The organism is Pseudomonas sp. URMO17WK12:I9 (assembly GCF_900230165.1).
GTDB classification, from domain to species: Bacteria; Pseudomonadota; Gammaproteobacteria; order Pseudomonadales; family Pseudomonadaceae; genus Aquipseudomonas; species Aquipseudomonas fulva.
This window is the reverse complement of the sequence record NZ_OCMQ01000007.1, coordinates 109,209-128,863: the sequence shown is the minus strand read 5'-3', so window position 1 is coordinate 128,863 and position 19,655 is coordinate 109,209. Positions and strand designations below refer to the sequence as shown.

Sequence of the window (19,655 nt, the reverse complement as noted above, 5' to 3'; positions counted from 1 at the left end):
CGACTTTGCCGCAGAGTCCAACGACAGATTGCGCACGCTGTTGGACGCTCAGGTCTTCAGTACACCAAGCATCAGCTCGCTGGCGGCGGCACGGCAAGCCCTGGGTCCCTTGGGCAGTAAACCTGAAGCACGGGGCGTTGCCGTGGTGGTGGAGGACGCCATCGGCATTACCCAGGAACTCAATGCCTGGCGCAACGCTGGCATGGAATACCTCAGGAATTGGCTGGAAGCCAGCACCGAGAACGGTGGCCCCAGTAACGAGCGGAAGGTGTTGGTTGCTCAAGCCTTTAGCGAGCTGCATGAGCAATTCACGGAGCGAAAGGTTGCCGCGTTGGTCGGTCATTATGACAAGGCGCTACGCGCCAGTCTCGCCTACGTCATGCAGGGTTCGCAGTCGCGGCTGGCCGAACTTTGGGAACAGAAAAAAGAGGCCATCTTCGAAATACACGTAGAAAAAGAGAGGCAGAAGCTCGAAATCCTTGCCGAGAACGGCGAGTTTGCCAAACATTTCGAAGACCGCTACCTGCCACTCGTCAACCTGCAAGGTATGCATCGACACCTGGAGACGTTCGAGGCGCAGAGCGCCGAAGCAGAACGTCTCGCCGAGTCCAGAGCGGCAGATCACCTCACGTGGTTGAAGTCGTCCGCACTGGTAGACGCACTTGTCCACTATGATGAGAGCGACCTCACCAATGGCTTGTGCTTTGCACATCAAACGGGCCTATGCGTGATAGGCCTCGAAGGCGTGCCAGCAGGCGCAGCATTGCTCGCCCAATGGTGGCGCGCCGACGATATAACCCCTGACAACCTTGCGCTGCGCTCGTTTGTCCTCAACCAACGTGAGATTGCAGAGGCGCTTGCGCGAACACGTACAGCGCTGGACGCACTGGCGCCAGGTAACGACCCTTTTCTTCAGCTGGAGACGGCCCTTAAACAAGCCAAGGAGCTCGCCGCACACTTCAGCCGGCTGGACAGCCATCTGGACCAGCTCGCGCAACATAGCCCCATCAATACTGCTGGCGCGTTGGCCTGGCTTGGGCAGCTGGGGCACCAGAGCCTGTCAGCGGGTGCGCCCGGCAGCGCTGATCGGTTGCTGTACCGACGCCTGAGCACCTACCTCATTGCCTCACTGGGTCAGCAAGCGGTGGAACTGCGCTTGAGTGAGCAGGCGCTGAACGGTAAAACGCCGTCGCCCGGCCGCGTCGCGGCGCCCATCGTACGCCGGCTTGATCAAGCTTATGCCGAGACATTGCACGGGGTGCACGGGAATCAGTTCTATCGTTTGCGGGTCGCCAGCGGATTACTGCTGTTGGAGGCCGGGCTGCTGTTGTTACAAGGCAGGCGGGATGACAAGGACCGACGCTTCTGGAGCGAAGTGACTGCAGCTGCATTTACAAGTGCGGCTGCGGGGATGGAGCTGCTTGCGGTGGGGACTGAACTGACGATTAGAGGCGTTGGTGGGAACAGCGCCACTGCGCGAGGCGCGCACGTTAGCCTGGGTCGGTATCGATTGTGGGGAGCGGGGTTGGCGGCGGCGGGCGCGGTTATAAGTATTAAGTGGAACTTTTCCGATGCCATTGATGCACAAGCAAGATCTAAACATATGTTAGTAGCGGCTCACAGCGTTAGAGCAAGCGCCATCATCACCTTACTTGTGGGGCAAGGGGGTATAGCATTTTCACAGGCGAGTGCGTTCTTCCATTGGCTAGCAATTCTTGATCCTACTGCACGCATAAGCAACTCATACGCAATGTTATCAAGATTATCTGCAAGACTTGCGGCGAACAGGCCTGCTATGCTCTGGCTCAGCCGTTTGGGCTTGATCGGCGGCACCGTCGTGGTAGTCAGTACTGTTGCCTTACTGATACTCGATGAAAGCGCGTTAGAGAAGTGGTGCAGTAAATGCTGCTTCCGCATTAAAAAAACCACCGAAGGTTACGAAAAAGACACGGAAGAACTTGAAGCTTTATTTAGCGCAATCAGAGAGATAGCGTAATGTATTTTTTTGAATGGCTCACATGGCTCTCCTATATTGACCCCAAGGAAGAACGCGATGCTTTTGAGAAAAAGCATAAAAAGATAAAACTCAAGACAGTCTATGAAAACGACGATCAGGAGATGATCACAGCCGCTAAAAATCCAGCCAGCAGCTCACCCAAGAGCCGAGGACCAGTTTATGCTTGCAACGAGCATATACTGGAAATGCGCTACGGCATGTGGGAAAACAAGCGCGGACTCATCAGCATCATCTCGGCCACCATAGTAGCTACGATTACATCATTCGCATACATGTCAGCAACGTCTCTAATTCGACTAGTAGACATAGTTAGAAACGATCAAGGGGAGCCGTATGGAGCCCATATCTTCATAGCAACTCTTACCAGCAGCTTAATGATATTGATCTCCATAATTTATATAAAGTATGGGTTATGTATCACGCGCTTGGAAATGTTTACGTCGCGCCACTTGCTGATTCGATTCAATCGTAGTACCCAACAGGTTCACCTGCACCGTCCTACTTACTGTGGTGGCATCGTCACACTTCCTTGGCACGGAGTCACGTCCAACGGCTCGAATATAAATTACGCTGCTGCCGGTGGTGTAGGCCTACCTTTGGTGCTTATGTGGCCACCGTCGTTCGCCGGCGCCCTCCATCCAGAACTCGCCCACGTAGGCAAAGCCGCCAACAACTTCACGGAGCTGCAATCCGAGTGGGAGTTCATCCGCCGCTTCATGGACGAGGGCCCGGAGGACCTGCCCCGCCCACCTATGACCTCGCACTTCCCCTGGCCCTGGCAAGCCTTTACCCCTCAATTCGAAGGCCTGACCCACTACTTTCGAAAATCCTCTCGAATCATCAAACTCGGCCTGGTCTTGATCTCGCCCGCCTTCCTGATCATCGGCACCGGCCATTGGCTAAGCCTGATGCTGTGCTGGAAACCGCGCTGGCCCAAGATCATTCGTGAAGCCGGTTTGCCCGGGAAACCCGTTCCGCCATTGACCACCGTCAATGACTATCCACCGGCCATTCAAGAGCGGTTACGCGAAAACGCTTACCTCTGGGCCGTTCGCCCAGGTAAACGCCCGGAGAGGAAGAAACGCACCTCGACTCGGCGGCTAAAGACCGAAGTAGAAACTTCGACTGCCCAAATGAGTAGGCCCCGTGAAGCCCCCGTGATGATCAGCCATGACGATGCAGTGAAGAGCAGAAGCGCGGACTCAAAAAACATCGGCTCCCCATGAAATTCTCTTTAGGGCTGCTGTGCAGCCCATCGAGGTCGGTCCGGCGCTCCGGCAAGACCGCTCCTACTGGGCTCCGGTATTTAGCAAAACACCGGTCACGCAACCCAAATCAAACTCAATGCCCGCCCCCCGGCCCCGCCTTGGCCGTAAACGGCGGCTTCGCGAACCAGACCAACAAAATCAGCCCTGCGAACACCCACGTCATCATCATGAAGTAGTCCACCGTCGACATCATGTAAGCCTGCCCGTTGAGCACCTGCTCCAACTGCGCGTAGTTGTGCAGGTTCGCCCCGCCCATCTGCTCAAGCGTATGCCGTGTCGCCGGCTCGTACTGGCTGATGTGCTCACTCAAGTAAGCATGGTGCTGGTCAGCCCGGCGGATCCAGATCCACGTCGTCAGCGAAGCCGCAAAGCTACCCCCCAATGTGCGCAGGAACGTCGCCAAGCCTGATCCATCGGCGATTTGCTGGGGCGGCAGGTCGGACAACAAGATGCTCAATGTGGGCATGAAGAACAGCGCAACCCCGATGCCCATGAACAACTGCACCAATGCCACATGCTGGAAATCCACCTGGCTGGTGAACCCTGCACGCATGTAGCAACTGCTACCGATCGCCAGAAACGCCAGCCCCGCCAGAATCCGCAAGTCAAAGCGATGCGCGTACTTGCCCACGAATGGCGACATGATTACCGGCAATATCCCGATAGGCGCCACGGCCAAGCCTGCCCAGGTGGCGGTATAGCCCATCTGCGTCTGCAGCCACTGGGGCAGGATCAGGTTGATGCCGAAGAAGCCTGCGTAGCCACCCACCAGGACGATGGTTCCCACGCGGAAATTGCGGTGGGCGAACAACCGCAGGTTCACCACCGGGTGCCGGTCGGTCAGCTCCCAGATGACGAATACAGCCAGGAACACGACGGATATCAGCGTACCGGTGATGATGAACGAGGACTCGAACCAATCAAGGTCGTTGCCTTTGTCCAGCACGACCTGCAAGGCCCCTACCCCAACGATCAACGTCAGCAGCCCTATGTAGTCCATCGGCTGTCGGCTGGTGACCACCGGACGATCGCGCATTTGCTGGCGCACCACCGCAGCGGCGAACAGGCCGATGGGCACGTTGATGAAGAAAATCCACGGCCAGCTGTAACTGTCCGTGATCCACCCACCCAGGATGGGCCCGGCGATAGGGGCCACGACCGTCACCATGGCCAGGAGTGCGAGCGCCATCCCCCGCTTGGCAGGGGGATAGACCGCAATCAGCAAGGTCTGGGTCATGGGATACAACGGACCGGCTACCACCCCCTGCAATACCCGAAAGCCCACAAGCTCCGGCATCGACTGGGCGATGCCGCACAAGAACGATGCCAGCACGAACAACAAGGTCGCCCACAGGAACAACTTCACCTCGCCAAAGCGTCGGCTCAACCAGCCTGTTAGCGGCAAGGCGATGGCATTGCTCACGGCGAACGAGGTGATCACCCAAGTCCCTTGCTCGTAACTGACCCCCAGGTTGCCCGAGATGGTCGGCAAGGCCACGTTGGCAATGGTGGTGTCCAGCACCTGCATGAACGTGGCAAGCGACAGGCCGATGGTGGTCAGCAGCAGGCTAGGCGGCGTGAACTGGGCGGCGGCGTTATTGCTCATCGCTGTGCCGTCTTGCCAGGCGCGCTGTTGTCACGGATCAGTTGCTCGATCAGCTTGTCCGCCTCGACCAACTGGCGATCGTAGACGTCGGTGGTGTAGCTCGCCTGTTGCGCAGGTTGCTGAGCCAGGGCCGGGCCACTCTGGTCGTGCAAGTCCACATCCACAACCGTGGACAGGCCGATACGCAAGGGATGGTCCTTCAACTGGTCGGGGTTCAAGTGAATGCGCACAGGCACCCGCTGCACGATCTTGATCCAGTTGCCGGTCGCGTTCTGCGCAGGCAGCAAGGCGAACGCGCTGCCGGTGCCGGCACCCAGGCTGTCCACCGTGCCACTGTAGGAGACATCGCTGCCATACAGGTCGGCAGTGATCTCAACCGGTTGGCCGATGCGCATCTGGCGCAGCTGGGTTTCCTTGAAGTTGGCGTCGATCCACACCTGGTCAAGCGGAATCACTGCCATGGTGGCAGTACCGGGTTGCAGGCGCTGCCCGAGCTGCACGCTGCGCTTGGCAACGTAGCCGGTCACTGGCGCTACCAGCGTGGTGCGCGCATGAGCCAGGTAGGCCTGACGCAGATCGGCCGCCGCGGCCATGACCTCTGGGTGCGAAGCCACCACGGTGTCATCGACCAAAGCAGCACTGGTACTCAGTTGCTGGCGGGCACTGTTAACCGCCGCCTGGGCAACACTCAGGTCATCGCGCGCATGGGAAAGCTCTTCGCCGGCGATAGCGCCGCTTTCGGCCAGCACCTTGCGCCGGTTGAAGTCCTGCTGGGCCTTGCGCAATTCAGCCTGACGCGTCTGCAACTGAGCCTTGAGCGAATCGACGTTGCTGTACAGACCGCGCACCTGCCTTACCGTACGCGCAAGGTTGGCCTGAGCCGATTGCAGGGCCACTTGGCTGTCGGCCGGGTCGAACTGCAGCAAGACCTGGCCGGCATGCACCAGGTCGCCATCGTCGGCGCCAATGCTGGTCACCGTCCCGGTCACCAACGGCGTGATTTCGACCACGTTGCCGTTGACGTAGGCGTCATCAGTGCTCTCGTACCAACGCCCAACCAGGCTGTACCAGGCCCAAGTGCCTAGCCCACCGAGGATCAGCAGCACCAACAGGCCAATCAGCCAGAGCTTGCGCTTGCGCGAGGAGGTGGGTGCCTCGGTAGGTGCAGGGGTGTCTGAGGAAGTAGCCATGACAATACCTTGGAATAAAGGAAACGGGGTTCAACGATCACCGAAGCGACGGATCGTCAGCGGATCGCCAGCGCCAAGCAGTACCTTGGCCAACAGACGCTCCAAGTCTTTGAGCTCATCGGCCGCCAGGGCGCCACACAGCTCGTTCATGGCGGCAGCTCCGATCTCGGGCAAACGGTCGGCCAGCCGCTGGCCATCGGCCGTCAACGCCAGGCGCACCACGCGGCGGTCCGTCGGGCAACGGGTACGCACCAGCAGGTCCTTTTGCTCAAGGCGATCGAGCATGCGCGTCATCGATCCGCTGTCCAGGCCCAGGTAGCGGCAGACCTCCGCCGGGGTATCGACCTGGTACTGCGTCACGATGATCAACACCTTGAACTGCGCGGCAGTAACGCCCTCGGACTCCAGGTGCCAGTCGAGGATCCGATCCTTCAGAAGCGCCGCGCGGCCCAACAGCATGCCGATGGCGCACGTCTCGAAATTGTCTGGCGAGAAATGGGGCATGAATGATTGCTCGAACAAGTGTGTGTAAATATTACTGCCTAGGCAGTGAATGTCAAAGACTTAATTAGCTTGCTATGTACGTGACACGAGCGCCTTTATTCATGGCGCGAAGCGTTCTCAAAAGCGAAAAATCTGAAGGCTTTTGCCGGAAAAGGCCGGGAAATGAAAGGGTTTGGCGGCTTTCCGTGTTTCTCGACGCGGTGGTGGAACGTTAGAATGCGCAAAACCTGGAGCCGCGATGAACCAAGACCGCCCGACTATCCACACCGATGACAGCATGGCCGACGCCGCTGCGCACTGGTGCATGCGCCTGCATGAAGGCGATTGCACCACTGCCGAGCGTGAGGCTTTTGCCCAGTGGCTGGCAGCCGATCCGCGTCATGCCGAGGAATACCAGGCCATGCTGGATATCTGGTACACGGCCGACTTGCTGCCGCGTCCCGTTCAAGCGAATGGGCACCCTGCCCCCGTGCGGCGCAGCGGTCGCAGGTGGCGCGCTCAGGCTTACGCTGCCGTCATCGCGTTGGCGGCTCTGCCGCTGGTGGGGTGGATCGGCTGGGAGCAAGGCTGGGTTCCCAACCGCTACCAGCACGTCGAGACGACGGACCACATGCAGACCGTGCAGTTGAGTGACGGCAGTACGGTGCAGCTCAACCTGAACACCGACCTGACCTACCTCAACTTCAAGCACCAGCGCCGTGTCACGCTCAAGCGTGGCGAAGCCTTCTTCACGGTCCACCACGACAGCTCGCACCCCTTCGTGGTCCGCGCAGGCAATGGCCAGACCCGCGTGACAGGTACCCGCTTCAATGTCTGGAAATACCAGGACAGGGTCAAAGTGACCCTGGTCGAAGGATCGGTGCTGGTATCCAGCGAGGGCAATGCGGGCTATCGGCTTGGCCCCGGTATGCAGGCCACCTACCGCAAGGGCGACTATGAGCCCCAGTTGCTGGAAAACAGCAACTTCGCCGACGCCCTGGCCTGGCGCAGCGGCAAACTGGTGCTCGACAACTTGACCCTCGAACAGGCACTGCCGGCCATAAACCGCTACCTCGACAAGCCACTGAGGCTTGCCGATGTCGGTACCGGTCAGATTCGTATCAGCGGCATCTACAACACCCGGGAAGTAGGCCAGTTGGTGAACAACCTGCCCAAGGTGCTGCCGGTCTACCTGACCCGCAGCAACGACGGCAGCACGGTGCTCAACCGTATTTCGCCGCCGCCCGCCAAGCGCTGAGTGCCCTGCTGTTAGAGCGTCATCGCCGCCAACCACCCGAAGGCCAACAGCGGCAGGTTGTAGTGGATGAACGTCGGCACCACCGTGTCCCAGATGTGATGGTGCTGCCCGTCCACATTGAGCCCGGAAGTCGGACCCAGGGTGGAATCCGATGCTGGCGAGCCTGCGTCACCCAACGCGCCTGCCGTACCGACGATACACACGGTCGCCAAAGGGTCGAAGCCGAGCTGGACGCACAGCGGTACGAAAATCGCAGCCAGAATCGGTACGGTGGAAAACGACGAGCCAATGCCCATGGTGACCAGCAGGCCCACCAGCAGCATCAGCAAGGCACCTATCCCTTTGCTGTGGTTGATCCAATGCGCCGAGGTTTCGACCAGGCTTTGCACATCACCCGTGGCTTTCATGACGTCTGCAAAGCCAGAGGCGGTGATCATGATGAAACCAATCATGGCCATCATCTTCATACCTTCGGTGAACAGATCATCGGTGTCGCGCCACTTGACGATGCCTGAGAGCGAGAAAATCAAGAAGCCGACCATCGCGCCGATGATCATCGAGTCCACCAGCAGCTGAACGACGAACGCGGCGACGATTGCAATGCCGGCCACCAGTAGCGTCATCGGGTTGTAACGCACGCTCACCTGTTCGACCTGCTCGATACGCGCTAGGTCGTAGTCGCGTTTTTTTCGGTAGCTGACGAACATCGCCACTATCAAGCCCACCAACATACCAGCGGCGGGAATGGCCATGGCGTGGGTAACGTTGACACCCGTGATGTCGACCCCTGCACGCGCCACGTTGGCCAGCAGAATCTGATTGAGGAAAATGTTGCCGAAACCCACAGGCAGGAAAATGTAGGGCGTGATCAGGCCGAATGTAATGACGCAGGCGATCAGGCGCCGGTCGATACGCAGGCGGGTCAGCACATAGAGCAGCGGCGGCACCAATAATGGAATGAAGGCGATATGGATGGGCAGAATGTTTTGCGACGAGACGGCCACCACCAGCATCAAACCGATCATCAACCATTTGACCCTGCCACCTTGGTCGTGGCCTTGCCGGTCGATCATGGCCAATGCCCGGTCGGCCAACGCATGCGCCAGGCCGGATTTGGCGATGGCCACGGCAAAGGCACCCAGCAACGCATAGGACAGTGCCACGGTAGCCCCCCCGCCGAGCCCACCATTGAAAGCTTCAAGTGTGCCTTGCACACCCAGGCCGCCGACCAGCCCACCTGCCAGGGCACCGACGATCAGGGCGATGACCACGTGCACGCGGGACAGGCTCAGTATCAGCATGATGCCGACCGCGGCAATCACTGCATTCATGGGGGGCTTACCTCACTGGGAACAAAAAAGCGCGCACTCTGACGCAGTGCACGGCAGATGTCAAAACTGCCAGGCAACGGCGGATTGCCCGCAACCGGCGGATTAAATTGAATGTTTGAATAAAGAAAAGTCTGTAGGAGCCGATACCCACCTGGGGCTGGAAACCGCCTCGCCCGTGCCCTAACCCTTACTTGTCATAAAAAGGGATCTGCCCCATGCCTCTGCGACAACTTTCCATCCAATGGAAAATCACATTGCTGGCCGGCCTGTGCCTGGCCGGCATCGTCACCCTGCTCATCGGTTTGTCCCTGTACCGGATGGACCACAGCTCGGACCTGGTCAAGGCCAGCAGCATGCAGATGCTGACCGAATCGGCCCAGTCGCGCATCGAATCCCAGGGCGAGGTGCAGGCCCTGAACATCCGCCGCCAATTCATGGATGCTTACCAGTACGGTGCGGGCTTTTCCAGGCAGGTACTGTTCCTGCGCGAACAGGCCGAAAAGCGCTTTCTCGATGCGTTCGACCTGCGCGAGGACATGACCCGGCAGGTGCGCGCCGCGCTCCAGGCCAACCCCGATCTGCTGGGCCTGTCACTGGTGTTCGAGCCCAATGCGCTGGACAGCAAGGACAGCCTGTTCGCCGGCCAGGCTGAGCTCGGCAGCAACGAAACCGGGCGCTTCGCCCTGTACTGGTCGCAACCGCACGTGGGCCAGCTCACCTCGATGGCCCTGCCCGAGCGCGACATGGCCGACACGTCCATCGGGCCCAGCGGCCAACCTGCCAACACCTGGTGGGTATGCCCGCGTACATCGGGCAAGGTCTGCGTGGTCGAACCCTACTTCTATGCCATCGATGGCCAGCAGGTGCTGATGACCAGCATCGTCTTCCCGCTGGTGGTGGACGGCAAGGCGATCGCAACCCTGTCGGTGGACATCAACCTCAACAGCCTGCAGGCCCTGAGCGAACAGGCCAGCCGCAGTCTCTACGAAGGCCGCACCACCGTCGGCATCCTCAGCCCGGTGGGCTTGCTGGCAGGCTACAGTGCCGATGCCAGCAAGCTCTCCCAGCGTTTCGATCAGATCGACACGACCAAAGGTGCGGAGCTTGTGGCCAAGATGGCCGACGGCAAGATGACCATCATCAATGACCGCCAACGCCTGAAAGTGCTCGCGGCCTTCCGCCCGATCCCGGACGCCAAGCCATGGGGCGTGTTGCTGGACGTCCCCGAAAACGCCCTGACCGGGCCCGCCGAGGCCCTGAAGCAGGAACTGGACGCCCTCAACACCAGCGGTACCCTGCTCGAACTGGGCCTAGGCCTGGCAGCAGCCATTTTTGGCCTGCTGATGGTGTGGCTGATGGCCCGGGGCGTTACTCGCCCGATACTGGGCGTGGCGGCCATGCTCAAGGACATCGCCAGTGGCGAAGGTGACCTGACCCGCCGCTTGACCTACGACAAGCAAGATGAACTGGGTGAACTCGCGGGCTGGTTCAACCGCTTCCTGGACAAACTCCAGCCCACCATCGCCGAGGTGAAACAGTCGGTACAGGCCGCCCGCTCGACGGCCGATCAGTCCTCGGCCATCGCCACCCAGACCAGCGCCGGCATGGAGCAGCAATACCGCCAGGTGGACCAGGTAGCCACCGCCTCGCACGAGATGAGCGCGACCGCCCAGGATGTCGCCCGCAGCGCAGCGCAAGCCGCGCAGGCGGCCCGCGACGCCGACCAGGCAACGCGCGAAGGGTTGGCGGTGATCGATCGCACTACCCACAGCATCGATTCGCTGGCCGCCGACATGAGCACGGCCATGGCCGAGGTGCAGGGCCTGTCGCAGAACAGCGAAAAAATCGGCTCCGTACTGGAAGTCATCCGCTCGATTGCCGAGCAGACTAACTTGCTGGCGCTCAACGCCGCCATCGAGGCAGCCCGAGCCGGTGAGGCCGGGCGCGGCTTTGCGGTGGTCGCCGATGAGGTTCGCAACCTGGCCCAGCGCACCCAGGAGTCGGTCGAAGAAACCCGCCAGGTCATCGAGGCCTTGCAGGACGGTACCCGTGAAGTGGTGGGCGCAATGGACAACAGCCATCGTCAGGCCCAAAGCGGCGTGCAGCAGGTCGGCCAGGCCGTGACCGCCTTGCAGCGCATTGGCCAGGCGGTGACGGTCATCACCGACATGAACCTGCAGATCGCCTCGGCAGCCGAGGAGCAAAGCGCGGTGGCCGAGGAGATCAACAGTAACGTGGCGACCATTCGCGATGTCACCGAGTCGCTGTCAGGCCAGGCCAACGAATCGGCGCGGGTCAGTCAGTCGCTCAATGCCTTGGCCAACCAGCAGCAGGCATTGATGGACCAGTTCCGCGTCTGAGTCTGCCCCCTGTGCTGCGTCGTCTACACTTGCCCCATTCCCGAAGGGCCGTAGACGACGAGGTCAGGCATGAAAAGAGGTTCATCGCTGCTGCTCGGGGTGCTGTTCGCCCTGGGCCTGGCCGCTGCCGACAGCGCTAGCGCTGCCGATCAGAAGCCACCCATCCGCTTTGGCGCCCTTACCTGGGAAAGCGGTGCCTTCACCACCGAACTCCTGCGCGTGATCGTCGAGCGTGGGTACGGCTACGCCACCGAGACATTGCCTGGTAGCACGGTCAGCCTGGAAGTCGCCCTGGCCCGCAACGACCTGCAAGTGATCGCCGAAGAATGGGCCGGTCGCAGCCCTGCCTGGGTCAAGGCCGAGCAGGCAGGTCAGGTGTTTGCGCTGGGCGACACGGTCAAGCATGCCGAAGAAGGCTGGTGGGTGCCGGCGTATGTCATCGAAGGCGATGCGTCGCGCAAGCTCAAGGCCTTGGCGCCTGAACTGCGCAGCGTCGAGGATCTCAAGCGCTACGCTGCGGTGTTTCGCGACCCCGAATCACCCGACAAAGGCCGTTTCCTGAACAGCCCCAGTGGCTGGACGTCCGAGACCGTGAACAGCCAAAAGCTCAAGGCCTATGGGCTGGACCAACTGTACACCAACTTCCGCACAGGTTCCGGGGCCGCGATGGATGCGGAGATCGGGTCGGCCATTCGCCGGGGCCAACCGGTGCTTTTCTACTACTGGAACCCTACCCCGCTCATGGGCCGCTACAAGCTCGTGCGGCTACAGGAACCTGCATTCGATGCCCAGGCCTGGGCGACCTTGACCGACCCTGCCAACCCAGCCCCAAAAGGCAGCAGTTCGCTGCCGGCGAAACTCTCGGTTGGCGTGTCCAAAGCCTTTCGTGAGCAATACCCGGACGTGGTCCAGGTATTCGAACGGGTGGATCTGCCTATCGACACGCTCAACCAGGCATTGGCGCAGATGAGCGAAAAACGTACCCCACCCCGTGACGCCGCCTTGGCGTTCATGCGCCAGCACCCGCACGTGTGGAAGGCTTGGCTTCCCGAGCAGGTGGCCACCAAGGTCGAGGGCGGTCTGTGAGCAATGGTTTCCCCCAGGCTTTGCAGTTTTCCTTCGCCGATCAGGTCAACCGCATGGTCGACTGGTTGGTACTCCATTATGGGGACCACCTGCGCAGCGTCTCCGACCAGTTGCTGCAAGTGCTCGTTGGCCTTGAAAACCTGCTGCGGCTCATGCCGTGGTGGCTACTGCTGGCGGCGGTCGGTGCGCTGGCCTGGCATGCTTGCCGAAGCCTGCTGCGCAGCTGTGTCCTGGTAGGGCTGCTGGCGGTCATCGGTATGCTGGGGTTATGGGACAAACTGCTGCAGACCCTGGCGCTGGTGCTGGTCAGTACCGGGTTGTGCGTGCTGGTTGGCATACCGTTGGGCGTCGTGCTGGCCGCTCGACCGTTGGCAAGGCGCCTGGTAATGCCAGTGCTCGACGTGATGCAGACCCTACCCGCTTTCGTCTACCTGATTCCCGTGTTGATGCTCTTCGGTCTGGGCAAGGTGCCTGCGGTTTTCGCGACCTTGATCTATGCCCTGCCACCGTTGGTGCGACTCACTGAACTTGGGTTGAGTCAGATAGACCCGTCGTTGCTCAAAGCCGCCCAAGGCCTTGGCGCGACCCGTGCCCAGCGGCTCAGGCGCATCGCACTGCCCCTGGCGCTGCCCAGCATCATGGCCGGGCTCAACCAGTCGGTCATGATGGCCCTGTCGATGGTCGTGGTCGCCTCGATGATTGGGGCGCGAGGGCTTGGCGAAGATGTGCTTGCAGGCATCCAGACGCTGAACGTTGGTCAAGGCGTCGAGGCCGGGCTGGCCATCGTGGCACTGGCCATGGTCATCGACCGTATCAGCCAGGCGTATGGGCGTGGACGGCGTTGAAAGGCCATAGCCAGGGCGGTAGGACGGGCATGGCAAAGCAAGTGTCCGGCCGGTACTCTGTGCAACGTACCCGGCCACGGATCTGCCTCCATGCTGCATGTGCTGTTGACCACCCTGCTCCCCATCATCCTGTTGATCGCCCTGGGCACACTGCTGCGGGTGCGTGGCTTCGTCTCGGACAGCTTCTGGCCGGGAGCCGAGCGCCTGAGCTACTACGTGCTGCTGCCCTCGTTGTTCCTCCATGGCCTGGCCACTGCCAACCTGGACGGGGTGCCGGTGCTGGCCATGGTCGCGGTGCTGATGCTTTCGACCCTGTCCGGGGCGTTGCTGTTGGTGCTTTATCAGGGCATGCGCCAGCACGACGGCACCGACTTCACGTCGCTGTTTCAGGGTGGCATCCGGTTCAACAACTACATCGGCGCGACCTTGGCCGCGGGCATCTACGGCAGCGCGGGCATCGCATTGGCAGCAGTGGCCAACGCAGCCATCGTGCCACTGGTCAATCTGCTCTGCGTGCTGGTGTTCGCGCGCTTCAGCGCCCGGCACAGCTCGCCGCTGACGGTGCTGCGGGCGATCCTTGCCAACCCACTGATTCTAGGGTGTGCGGGGGGCATGCTGTTACGGGTGACGGGGCTGGGCCTGCCGGCTGGCATCGAGCCTACCCTTGGCGCGCTAGGGCATGCCGCGTTGCCGCTGGGGTTGCTGTGCGTCGGTGCGGCCCTGGGTGGTGCACGTCTCGGTGATCAGGCCCAGCCATTGATAGCGGCCTGTGTCTTCAAGTTCCTGGTGATGCCGGTGACGACATGGGGGCTCTGCCGCCTGCTCGGCCTCAGTGGCCAGGCCGCTGTAGTGGCGGTGATTTTCCAGGCGCTGCCAACGGCATCGTCGTCCTACGTCATGGCCAGGCAAATGGGCGGCAACGCGCCTCTGATGGCGACCATCATTGCGGTACAGACGGTGGCGGCGGCGGCCACGCTTCCTCTGGTCCTTTCACTGTTGTTGGGCTGACAGCTGCACAACATCATGCATGGCCGATATCATGCCGAGTGCAAGTCCGGTCCACGCACACCCAGCATTGCCCACTACACCTGGCCTGCACGCCGCCGCACTTTTTGCCCAGCCTGCGGTCTACTCTCCCTTACGACCGACAATGACTGCAGGCGTTTTCAATGCGTTGCACAGCTCGGGTCAAAACCATCGGGCTTGTGTAGGATAGGCAGCGCCTACTCGCCGCTGCCAGCCTCAGGGAGAACCATATGCGCGTCCTGTCATCTGTCGCTGCCTTCACGCTTGGGCTGATCGTTTCCTCCCAGGCACTGGCTGTCACGGGCGAAGAAGCACAGTTGATAGCGGCCATCAACGTCTACCGCAGCCAGGCGCAGCCCTGTGGCGAGCAAGGCTCGCTCGAACTGCCGCCGCTCAACAGCGACACACGCCTGGCACTGTCTCCCGAAGGCACTCGTGACCTTCAGCAGGCCATGACCCGCGCCGGTTACCCCATGGTCAACGTACAGGCGATCAGCCTGTCTGGCCCCCGAGATGCACCCGCTGCCATGCACGCCATTGAAGAAAGCTTCTGCCAGGTGGTGCTCGATCCTCAGTTCGTCGACATCGGCGTCAGCCAGGAAGGTCGGGATTGGCGCATTGTGCTGGCGCGCCCCCTGCTCTCTGGTCGCTTGGGCGACTGGCAGGCGGAAGGGCAAAAGATGCTCCAGGAAATCAACGCCGCGCGTCAGCAGCCCCGCCAGTGCGGCGGCCAACCCTACGCCGCCGCACCTGCACTTGGCTGGAACACCGTGCTGGCCGGAGTGGCAGCCGGCCACACGCGGGCCATGGCCAACCAGAACTTCTTCGATCACATCGACAAAGAAGGCCGCACCCCAGGTGATCGGGCCGAGCTTGCCGGTTATCTGTACCAGCAGATTGGCGAGAACATCGCCGCCGGGCGCGACACGCCGCACAAGGTGGTTCAAGGCTGGCTGGACAGCCCAGGCCACTGCGCAGTCCTGATGAGCGCCGACTTCCGGGACCTCGGCGCAGCCTATGCCGTAGACCCGAAGAGCGATGCCGGCATCTATTGGACGGCCCTGTTCGGCTCGCCGCAATAGCGCCTGGTTGAACCGGCGACACCCGACACCCGCAGTGTTGGCCCCGGGCTTCAGGCTGGCCGGATCAGAAACCCAGCGTGGCAGACAGCAGGTAAGTGCGTGGCGTCGACAAGGTAAGCCCCGGTTCGGCGTCATCCGGCGCGCCTGCTGAGCTCCAGTAACGGTCGTCGAGCACGTTTTCGACGCTGGCGCGCAGGGTCACCTGCGTGTCGTCCAGCTTGAAGGCGTACCGTGCCCCCAGGTCATAGCGTTCCCAGCCGTCGATCTTCTTGCTGTTGTTCTGGTCCAGGTACTGGGAGCTCGAGTGCGTCCCGCGCGCCGTCAGGGTCAGCCCCTGGACCACCGGCACATCCCATTCGGCCCCCAGGTTGACGTTGTACGCGGGCGTTGCGGGCGCACGGTTGCCATCGTAGGCCCCCCTCACGGTATCGGTCAGCTCACTGTCGATGTACATCACCCCGCCCAGCACACGCACCCCTTTCGTGGGTTCACCGAACACGGTCAGCTCCACACCCCGGTTGTTGCGCTTGCCATTGGCGCCGAAGACCCGGGAGCCGGGGTTGGTTTCATAGGCAGGCTGACGGATTCTGAAGGCGCTGGCCGTGAACGCCACGTTGCCCAGGTCATACTTGGCACCCACTTCCACCTGGCGGCTGGTGAAAGGCGGGAAAATCTGATCCTCGTTGATCGAGGTGGACGGTGCGATCTTGCCTTGGCTCAAGCCTTCCATGTAGTTGGCATACACCGACAGCTCCTCCGTTACCTTGTACAGCACACCACCGGAGGGCGACACCTTCTTCTCGTCATACGCCGTGTCGCCTTTGACCCCATCACTCCAATCGTCCACCTGCACCCGCTGCCAGCGCAGCCCCAGGGTCAACAGCAATCGGTCATCAAAGAAGCCGAGGGTGTCGGACAACGCCAGCCCAGAGAAACGGTTCTCGGTGTAATCCTTCGAATCGAGCCGCGTCGGGGTACCTGGCGTGGGCGTCGCCGTCGGATGATAGAGGTTGCCGGGTGAGGCGGCGTAACGGGCACCCCCATTGGTGAAGTCCATGTAGTAGTACGTGGCAGCCAGGTTGATCTCGTGGCTGACGGGCCCGGTGTGCAACCAGGTCCTCAAGCCCGCCAAGGCAGTGCGTACCGATTCATCCCTGCTGAAATCGCGGGGCTGGATGGTGAAGTCGCCAGCATTGTTGATCACAGAGACGTTATGGCGCAGGAAATCGTGTCGGCTCTCCCGGGCACCCACTGCGCCATAGGCCAGCACAGAATCGCTGAGGTCATATTCGGCATGCACTGCCCCGAAGGTATCGTTGGTGCGCGCCTTGCTCCACGCCTGGGCGTAGTTGCGGTGCACATCGCCAGCACGCGGTACCTGGGCGCTTGCCCCTACCAGCACACGCTCCTGAGGGGCATCGGTGTCACGCTCGGTATGCCCAAGGTCGGTCGAAAGCCGCAGGCGCTCGCCGCGAAAATCCAGCCCCAGTACGGCCATTTCGCGGTCCACTTGCTGGTGGTCCCATTCGGTATCGCCAGACTGTTTCACCGCGTTCAGACGCATGCCGAACTGCTGCTGTTCACCGAACCTTCGCCCTACGTCAACGGCCCCGCCTACCTGGCCCGCCGAGGCGTAGCTGCCGGTGAACTCGGTGATCGGCGTGTCGCCAGCGCGTTTGGGTTGGACGTTGATGCCGCCGCCGACGCTACCCCGTGGCGCAATGCCGTTGATCAACTGGCTGGGGCCCTTGATGATGTCGACCCGTTCGGCCATCTCCATATCGATCGAATAGGTAGGTAGCAAGCCATAGAGGCCGTTGTAGGACACATCACTGTTATACAAGCTGAAACCGCGAATGGTGAACTGCTCGAAACGCCCACCGGCCGGGTTGGTGGCACGAACCGAAGGGTCGCTGGCGACCAGTTCGCTCAGGGTGCGGGCCTGTTGGTTCTTCACGAGGTCGCTGGTGTAACTGGTGATGCTGAACGGCGTTTCCATGAAATCGCGCGCACCCAGCAAGCCCTGCGCGCCTTGGCGGGCGACCTGCCCGCCTGCATAAGGGGGTGCCTCGTCGGTCGCCGGTAGGCCACCGACGATGCTGGTAGGGGCTATTTCCAGCGGGCCACTTTGCTGGGGCGACGGCACGAGAGTGAAAGCATCTTGGCCCACGGCTACCCATTGCAGACCGCTGCCGCGCAGTAACTGCGTGAAGCCTTCATCGACGCTGTATTGCCCGGTCAGCCCTTCGCTGCGCAGGCCCTTGACCAGCGCTGGGTCCAGCGACAAGCTGACCCCTGCTTGATCGGCGAAGCGGGTCAATGCCGCCCCCAGGCTCGCCGCTGGCACTTGGTAGGTGCGCCGGGCTGGCTCATCGGCCCAAGCGGGCGTGCCGAGCAGCAGGCTGATGGCGAACAATGGGCGTGCTGCCCGCACCCATGGGCGCAGGTGGATGGACTTTACTGCAGGCATCTATAAAGCTCCCCTTTATGGTGTTCTAGGGGTAATGACAGGCGAGTCCGGAAAAGGGGACAGCTTCTCGTTGATATCACGTGCAATGCGTCGCAACGCAGCGTTCGGGGTGAACTTGGCGGGTTCGAGCTTCAGGCAGTCGTTGCTCGCGGCACCAGCGTGATCCAGTAGCGGGTACGGGCTACCACCTGCACCGGCAGGCTTGCCGCGAGCAGCGTCAATACCTGGTCGGTGTCATCCAGTCGGAAGGTGCCGGTCACCCGCAGCCTGTCCAACGCCGGATCCCAGCGCAGCACACCTGGGCGATAGCGGCTCAACTCCACCAGCAGGTCGGCTAGCCGCTGATCGTCCAGGCGCAACACGCCATCACGCCATCCCAGTCGCCATGCCTCGAAGATACCGACATTTCGAATACCTGACGCCACAAGGTCGGCCTGCTGACCGGCGTTGAGGCGCAGGCGATTACCCCCTGAGGGCTGCACGTCTGCCCTGCCCTGGACTACTGCAACCTGACACCCTGATTCGATCAGGCGGACGCACACCTGTCCAGGGCCAAGGGTCGCACCACCCAGCGACACCTGGCCTGAAGGCACCTGGATGGTCAGGGGTTGAAGGCCAGGCGTGGTGACTGAAATTTCGCCGCGTCGCAACCACACCTTGTGATTTACGGTGTCCAGGTCGACAGCGCTGTCGGTGTTCAATTGCACCGTGGTGCCGTCATTGAACGTCACCACTCGACGCTCACCTACATCCGTGCGCAGGTCGGCAGTCCAGGCCTCAAGGGGCAGTTCGTGGCTCATCCACCAAGCCATGGGCATCAGCGCTGCCAAACCGAGCATTTGCCCAAGGGCGGTACGCCGGCTCTGGTCCGGACGGTCCAGCGTGGCCATGGCCAGACTGGCAGGCAAACCGGTGAAGCGCTCGCGCAAGCGCAGCGCCTGCTGCCAGGCAGTCTCATGCACAGCGCTTTGGCTGCGCCACTGCTCAAGCCCGGCCAGGTCCGTCTCACGGGTATCGCCTGAATCGATGAGCGCCAACCATTGCGCGGCCTCGCGCAAAGCTTCCCGCAGGTGCTCAGGCGCGCTCACAGGAGTTCGGCCAGCAGGCAGTGCTCGTAAGCGTGCGCCATGTAGCGCTTGACCGACCGCTCGCAAACACCAAGCCGGCTGGCGATGTCGGCGTAGCTCAGTCCTTCGAGCTGGCTCAGCAGAAAAGCCTTGCGCACGACTGGCTTCAAACCGCCCAGCAATTCATCGAGTGCCTGCAGCGTTTCGAGCAACAACCAGCGCTGCTCGGGCGAAGGTGCGTGCTGTTCGGGCAGGTGGGCCAGGGCCTCAAGGTAGGCTTTTTCAAGGCTGCGGCGTTGGTGCAGGTTGCTCAGCAGTCGCTTGCCAACTGTCAACAGGTAGGCGCGTGGTTCGCGGATGTCGGTCAACGGCTGGGCGCTGGCCATCACGCGAAGGAAGGTATCCTGACTCAGGTCGGCCGCATCCCAGGCATTGCCCATGCGCCGTCGTAGCCAGCCCTCGAGCCAGCCACGGTGCTCCCGGTAGAGGTCGGGGAAGCTTTGCGAGGGCGGCGGCGCGGCTTCGAACATGGACAAGTCCCTGCGATGATGTAAATAGGATTAATT

Annotated in this window: 14 protein-coding genes and 1 pseudogene; 8 read left to right on the top strand and 7 right to left on the bottom strand. The window is 61.5% G+C overall.

The features are described from left to right. Nucleotides 1–7: 7 nt before the first annotated feature. Together CRP40_RS15340 and CRP40_RS22020 are read left to right on the top strand one after the other, a co-directional pair. Nucleotides 8–1,996 (top strand): annotated as a pseudogene (locus CRP40_RS15340) (T6SS effector BTH_I2691 family protein); the annotation flags it as partial. Beyond that, nucleotides 1,996–3,243 carry a hypothetical protein gene (locus tag CRP40_RS22020; RefSeq protein ID WP_050437963.1) on the top strand — a complete coding sequence of 416 codons (1,248 nt, stop codon included), beginning with the start codon at nt 1,996–1,998 and terminating at the stop codon, nt 3,241–3,243. The pseudogene CRP40_RS15340 and the gene CRP40_RS22020, both read left to right, overlap by 1 nt. 115 nt (nt 3,244–3,358) lie before the next feature. On the opposite strand, the gene CRP40_RS15330 is transcribed toward CRP40_RS22020, so the two are convergent. Genes CRP40_RS15330 through CRP40_RS15320 form a run of 3 tightly spaced genes read right to left on the bottom strand, consistent with a single transcriptional unit; the run spans nt 3,359 to nt 6,585 of the window. Beyond that, entirely contained in the window at nt 3,359–4,891 is a 1,533-nt protein-coding gene (locus CRP40_RS15330) for a DHA2 family efflux MFS transporter permease subunit (RefSeq protein WP_027914885.1), read from the bottom strand. Next, on the bottom strand, nt 4,888–6,081 hold the full coding sequence (locus CRP40_RS15325) for an HlyD family efflux transporter periplasmic adaptor subunit (protein ID WP_027914884.1): 1,194 nt from the start codon (nt 6,079–6,081) through the stop codon (nt 4,888–4,890). Before CRP40_RS15325 ends, CRP40_RS15330 begins: the two co-directional genes overlap by 4 nt. Nucleotides 6,082–6,111: 30 nt before the next feature. Then, nucleotides 6,112–6,585, bottom strand: a complete 474-nt coding sequence (locus CRP40_RS15320) for a MarR family transcriptional regulator (protein WP_027914883.1) — start codon at nt 6,583–6,585, stop codon at nt 6,112–6,114. Nucleotides 6,586–6,823: 238 nt separating this feature from the next. On the opposite strand from CRP40_RS15320, the gene CRP40_RS15315 reads away from it, so the two are divergent. Further along, on the top strand, nt 6,824–7,822 hold the full coding sequence (locus tag CRP40_RS15315) for a FecR family protein (RefSeq protein WP_027914882.1): 999 nt from the start codon (nt 6,824–6,826) through the stop codon (nt 7,820–7,822). An 11-nt stretch (nt 7,823–7,833) separates the two neighbouring features. Here CRP40_RS15315 and CRP40_RS15310 read toward each other — a convergent pair whose 3' ends face one another. After that, nucleotides 7,834–9,153: a Na+/H+ antiporter NhaC family protein gene (locus tag CRP40_RS15310; protein ID WP_027914881.1), complete on the bottom strand. Its 1,320-nt coding sequence runs from the start codon at nt 9,151–9,153 to the stop codon at nt 7,834–7,836. 215 nt (nt 9,154–9,368) lie between these two features. Here CRP40_RS15310 and CRP40_RS15305 point away from each other — a divergent pair, with 215 nt between their 5' ends. From CRP40_RS15305 to CRP40_RS15285, 5 genes are all read left to right on the top strand, one after another. Further along, nucleotides 9,369–11,513 (top strand): methyl-accepting chemotaxis protein, encoded by a 2,145-nt coding sequence (locus tag CRP40_RS15305; protein WP_027914880.1) that lies wholly within the window; start codon nt 9,369–9,371, stop codon nt 11,511–11,513. 69 nt (nt 11,514–11,582) lie between these two features. Further along, on the top strand, nt 11,583–12,599 hold the full coding sequence (locus tag CRP40_RS15300; RefSeq protein WP_027914879.1) for an ABC transporter substrate-binding protein: 1,017 nt from the start codon (nt 11,583–11,585) through the stop codon (nt 12,597–12,599). Then, the gene (locus CRP40_RS15295) at nt 12,596–13,444 is read left to right on the top strand and encodes a proline/glycine betaine ABC transporter permease (RefSeq protein WP_027914878.1); all 849 of its coding nucleotides are present in this window, start codon (nt 12,596–12,598) and stop codon (nt 13,442–13,444) included. Before CRP40_RS15300 ends, CRP40_RS15295 begins: the two co-directional genes overlap by 4 nt. 90 nt (nt 13,445–13,534) lie before the next feature. Beyond that, nucleotides 13,535–14,452, top strand: coding sequence for an AEC family transporter (locus CRP40_RS15290; RefSeq protein WP_027914877.1), 918 nt, complete (start codon nt 13,535–13,537; stop codon nt 14,450–14,452). Nucleotides 14,453–14,700: 248 nt separating this feature from the next. Next, a complete protein-coding gene (locus tag CRP40_RS15285) occupies nt 14,701–15,552 on the top strand; it encodes a CAP domain-containing protein (RefSeq protein WP_027914876.1) in 852 nt (283 codons plus the stop codon). Nucleotides 15,553–15,616: 64 nt separating this feature from the next. On the opposite strand, the gene CRP40_RS15280 is transcribed toward CRP40_RS15285, so the two are convergent. From CRP40_RS15280 to CRP40_RS15270, 3 genes are all read right to left on the bottom strand, one after another. Next, on the bottom strand, nt 15,617–18,022 hold the full coding sequence (locus tag CRP40_RS15280; RefSeq protein ID WP_027914875.1) for a TonB-dependent receptor: 2,406 nt from the start codon (nt 18,020–18,022) through the stop codon (nt 15,617–15,619). Nucleotides 18,023–18,153: 131 nt separating this feature from the next. Then, nucleotides 18,154–19,110 carry a FecR domain-containing protein gene (locus tag CRP40_RS15275; RefSeq protein ID WP_027914874.1) on the bottom strand — a complete coding sequence of 319 codons (957 nt, stop codon included), beginning with the start codon at nt 19,108–19,110 and terminating at the stop codon, nt 18,154–18,156. Then, nucleotides 19,107–19,619 (bottom strand): sigma-70 family RNA polymerase sigma factor, encoded by a 513-nt coding sequence (locus CRP40_RS15270; protein ID WP_027914873.1) that lies wholly within the window; start codon nt 19,617–19,619, stop codon nt 19,107–19,109. Before CRP40_RS15270 ends, CRP40_RS15275 begins: the two co-directional genes overlap by 4 nt. Between the last annotated feature and the right edge of the window lie 36 nt (nt 19,620–19,655).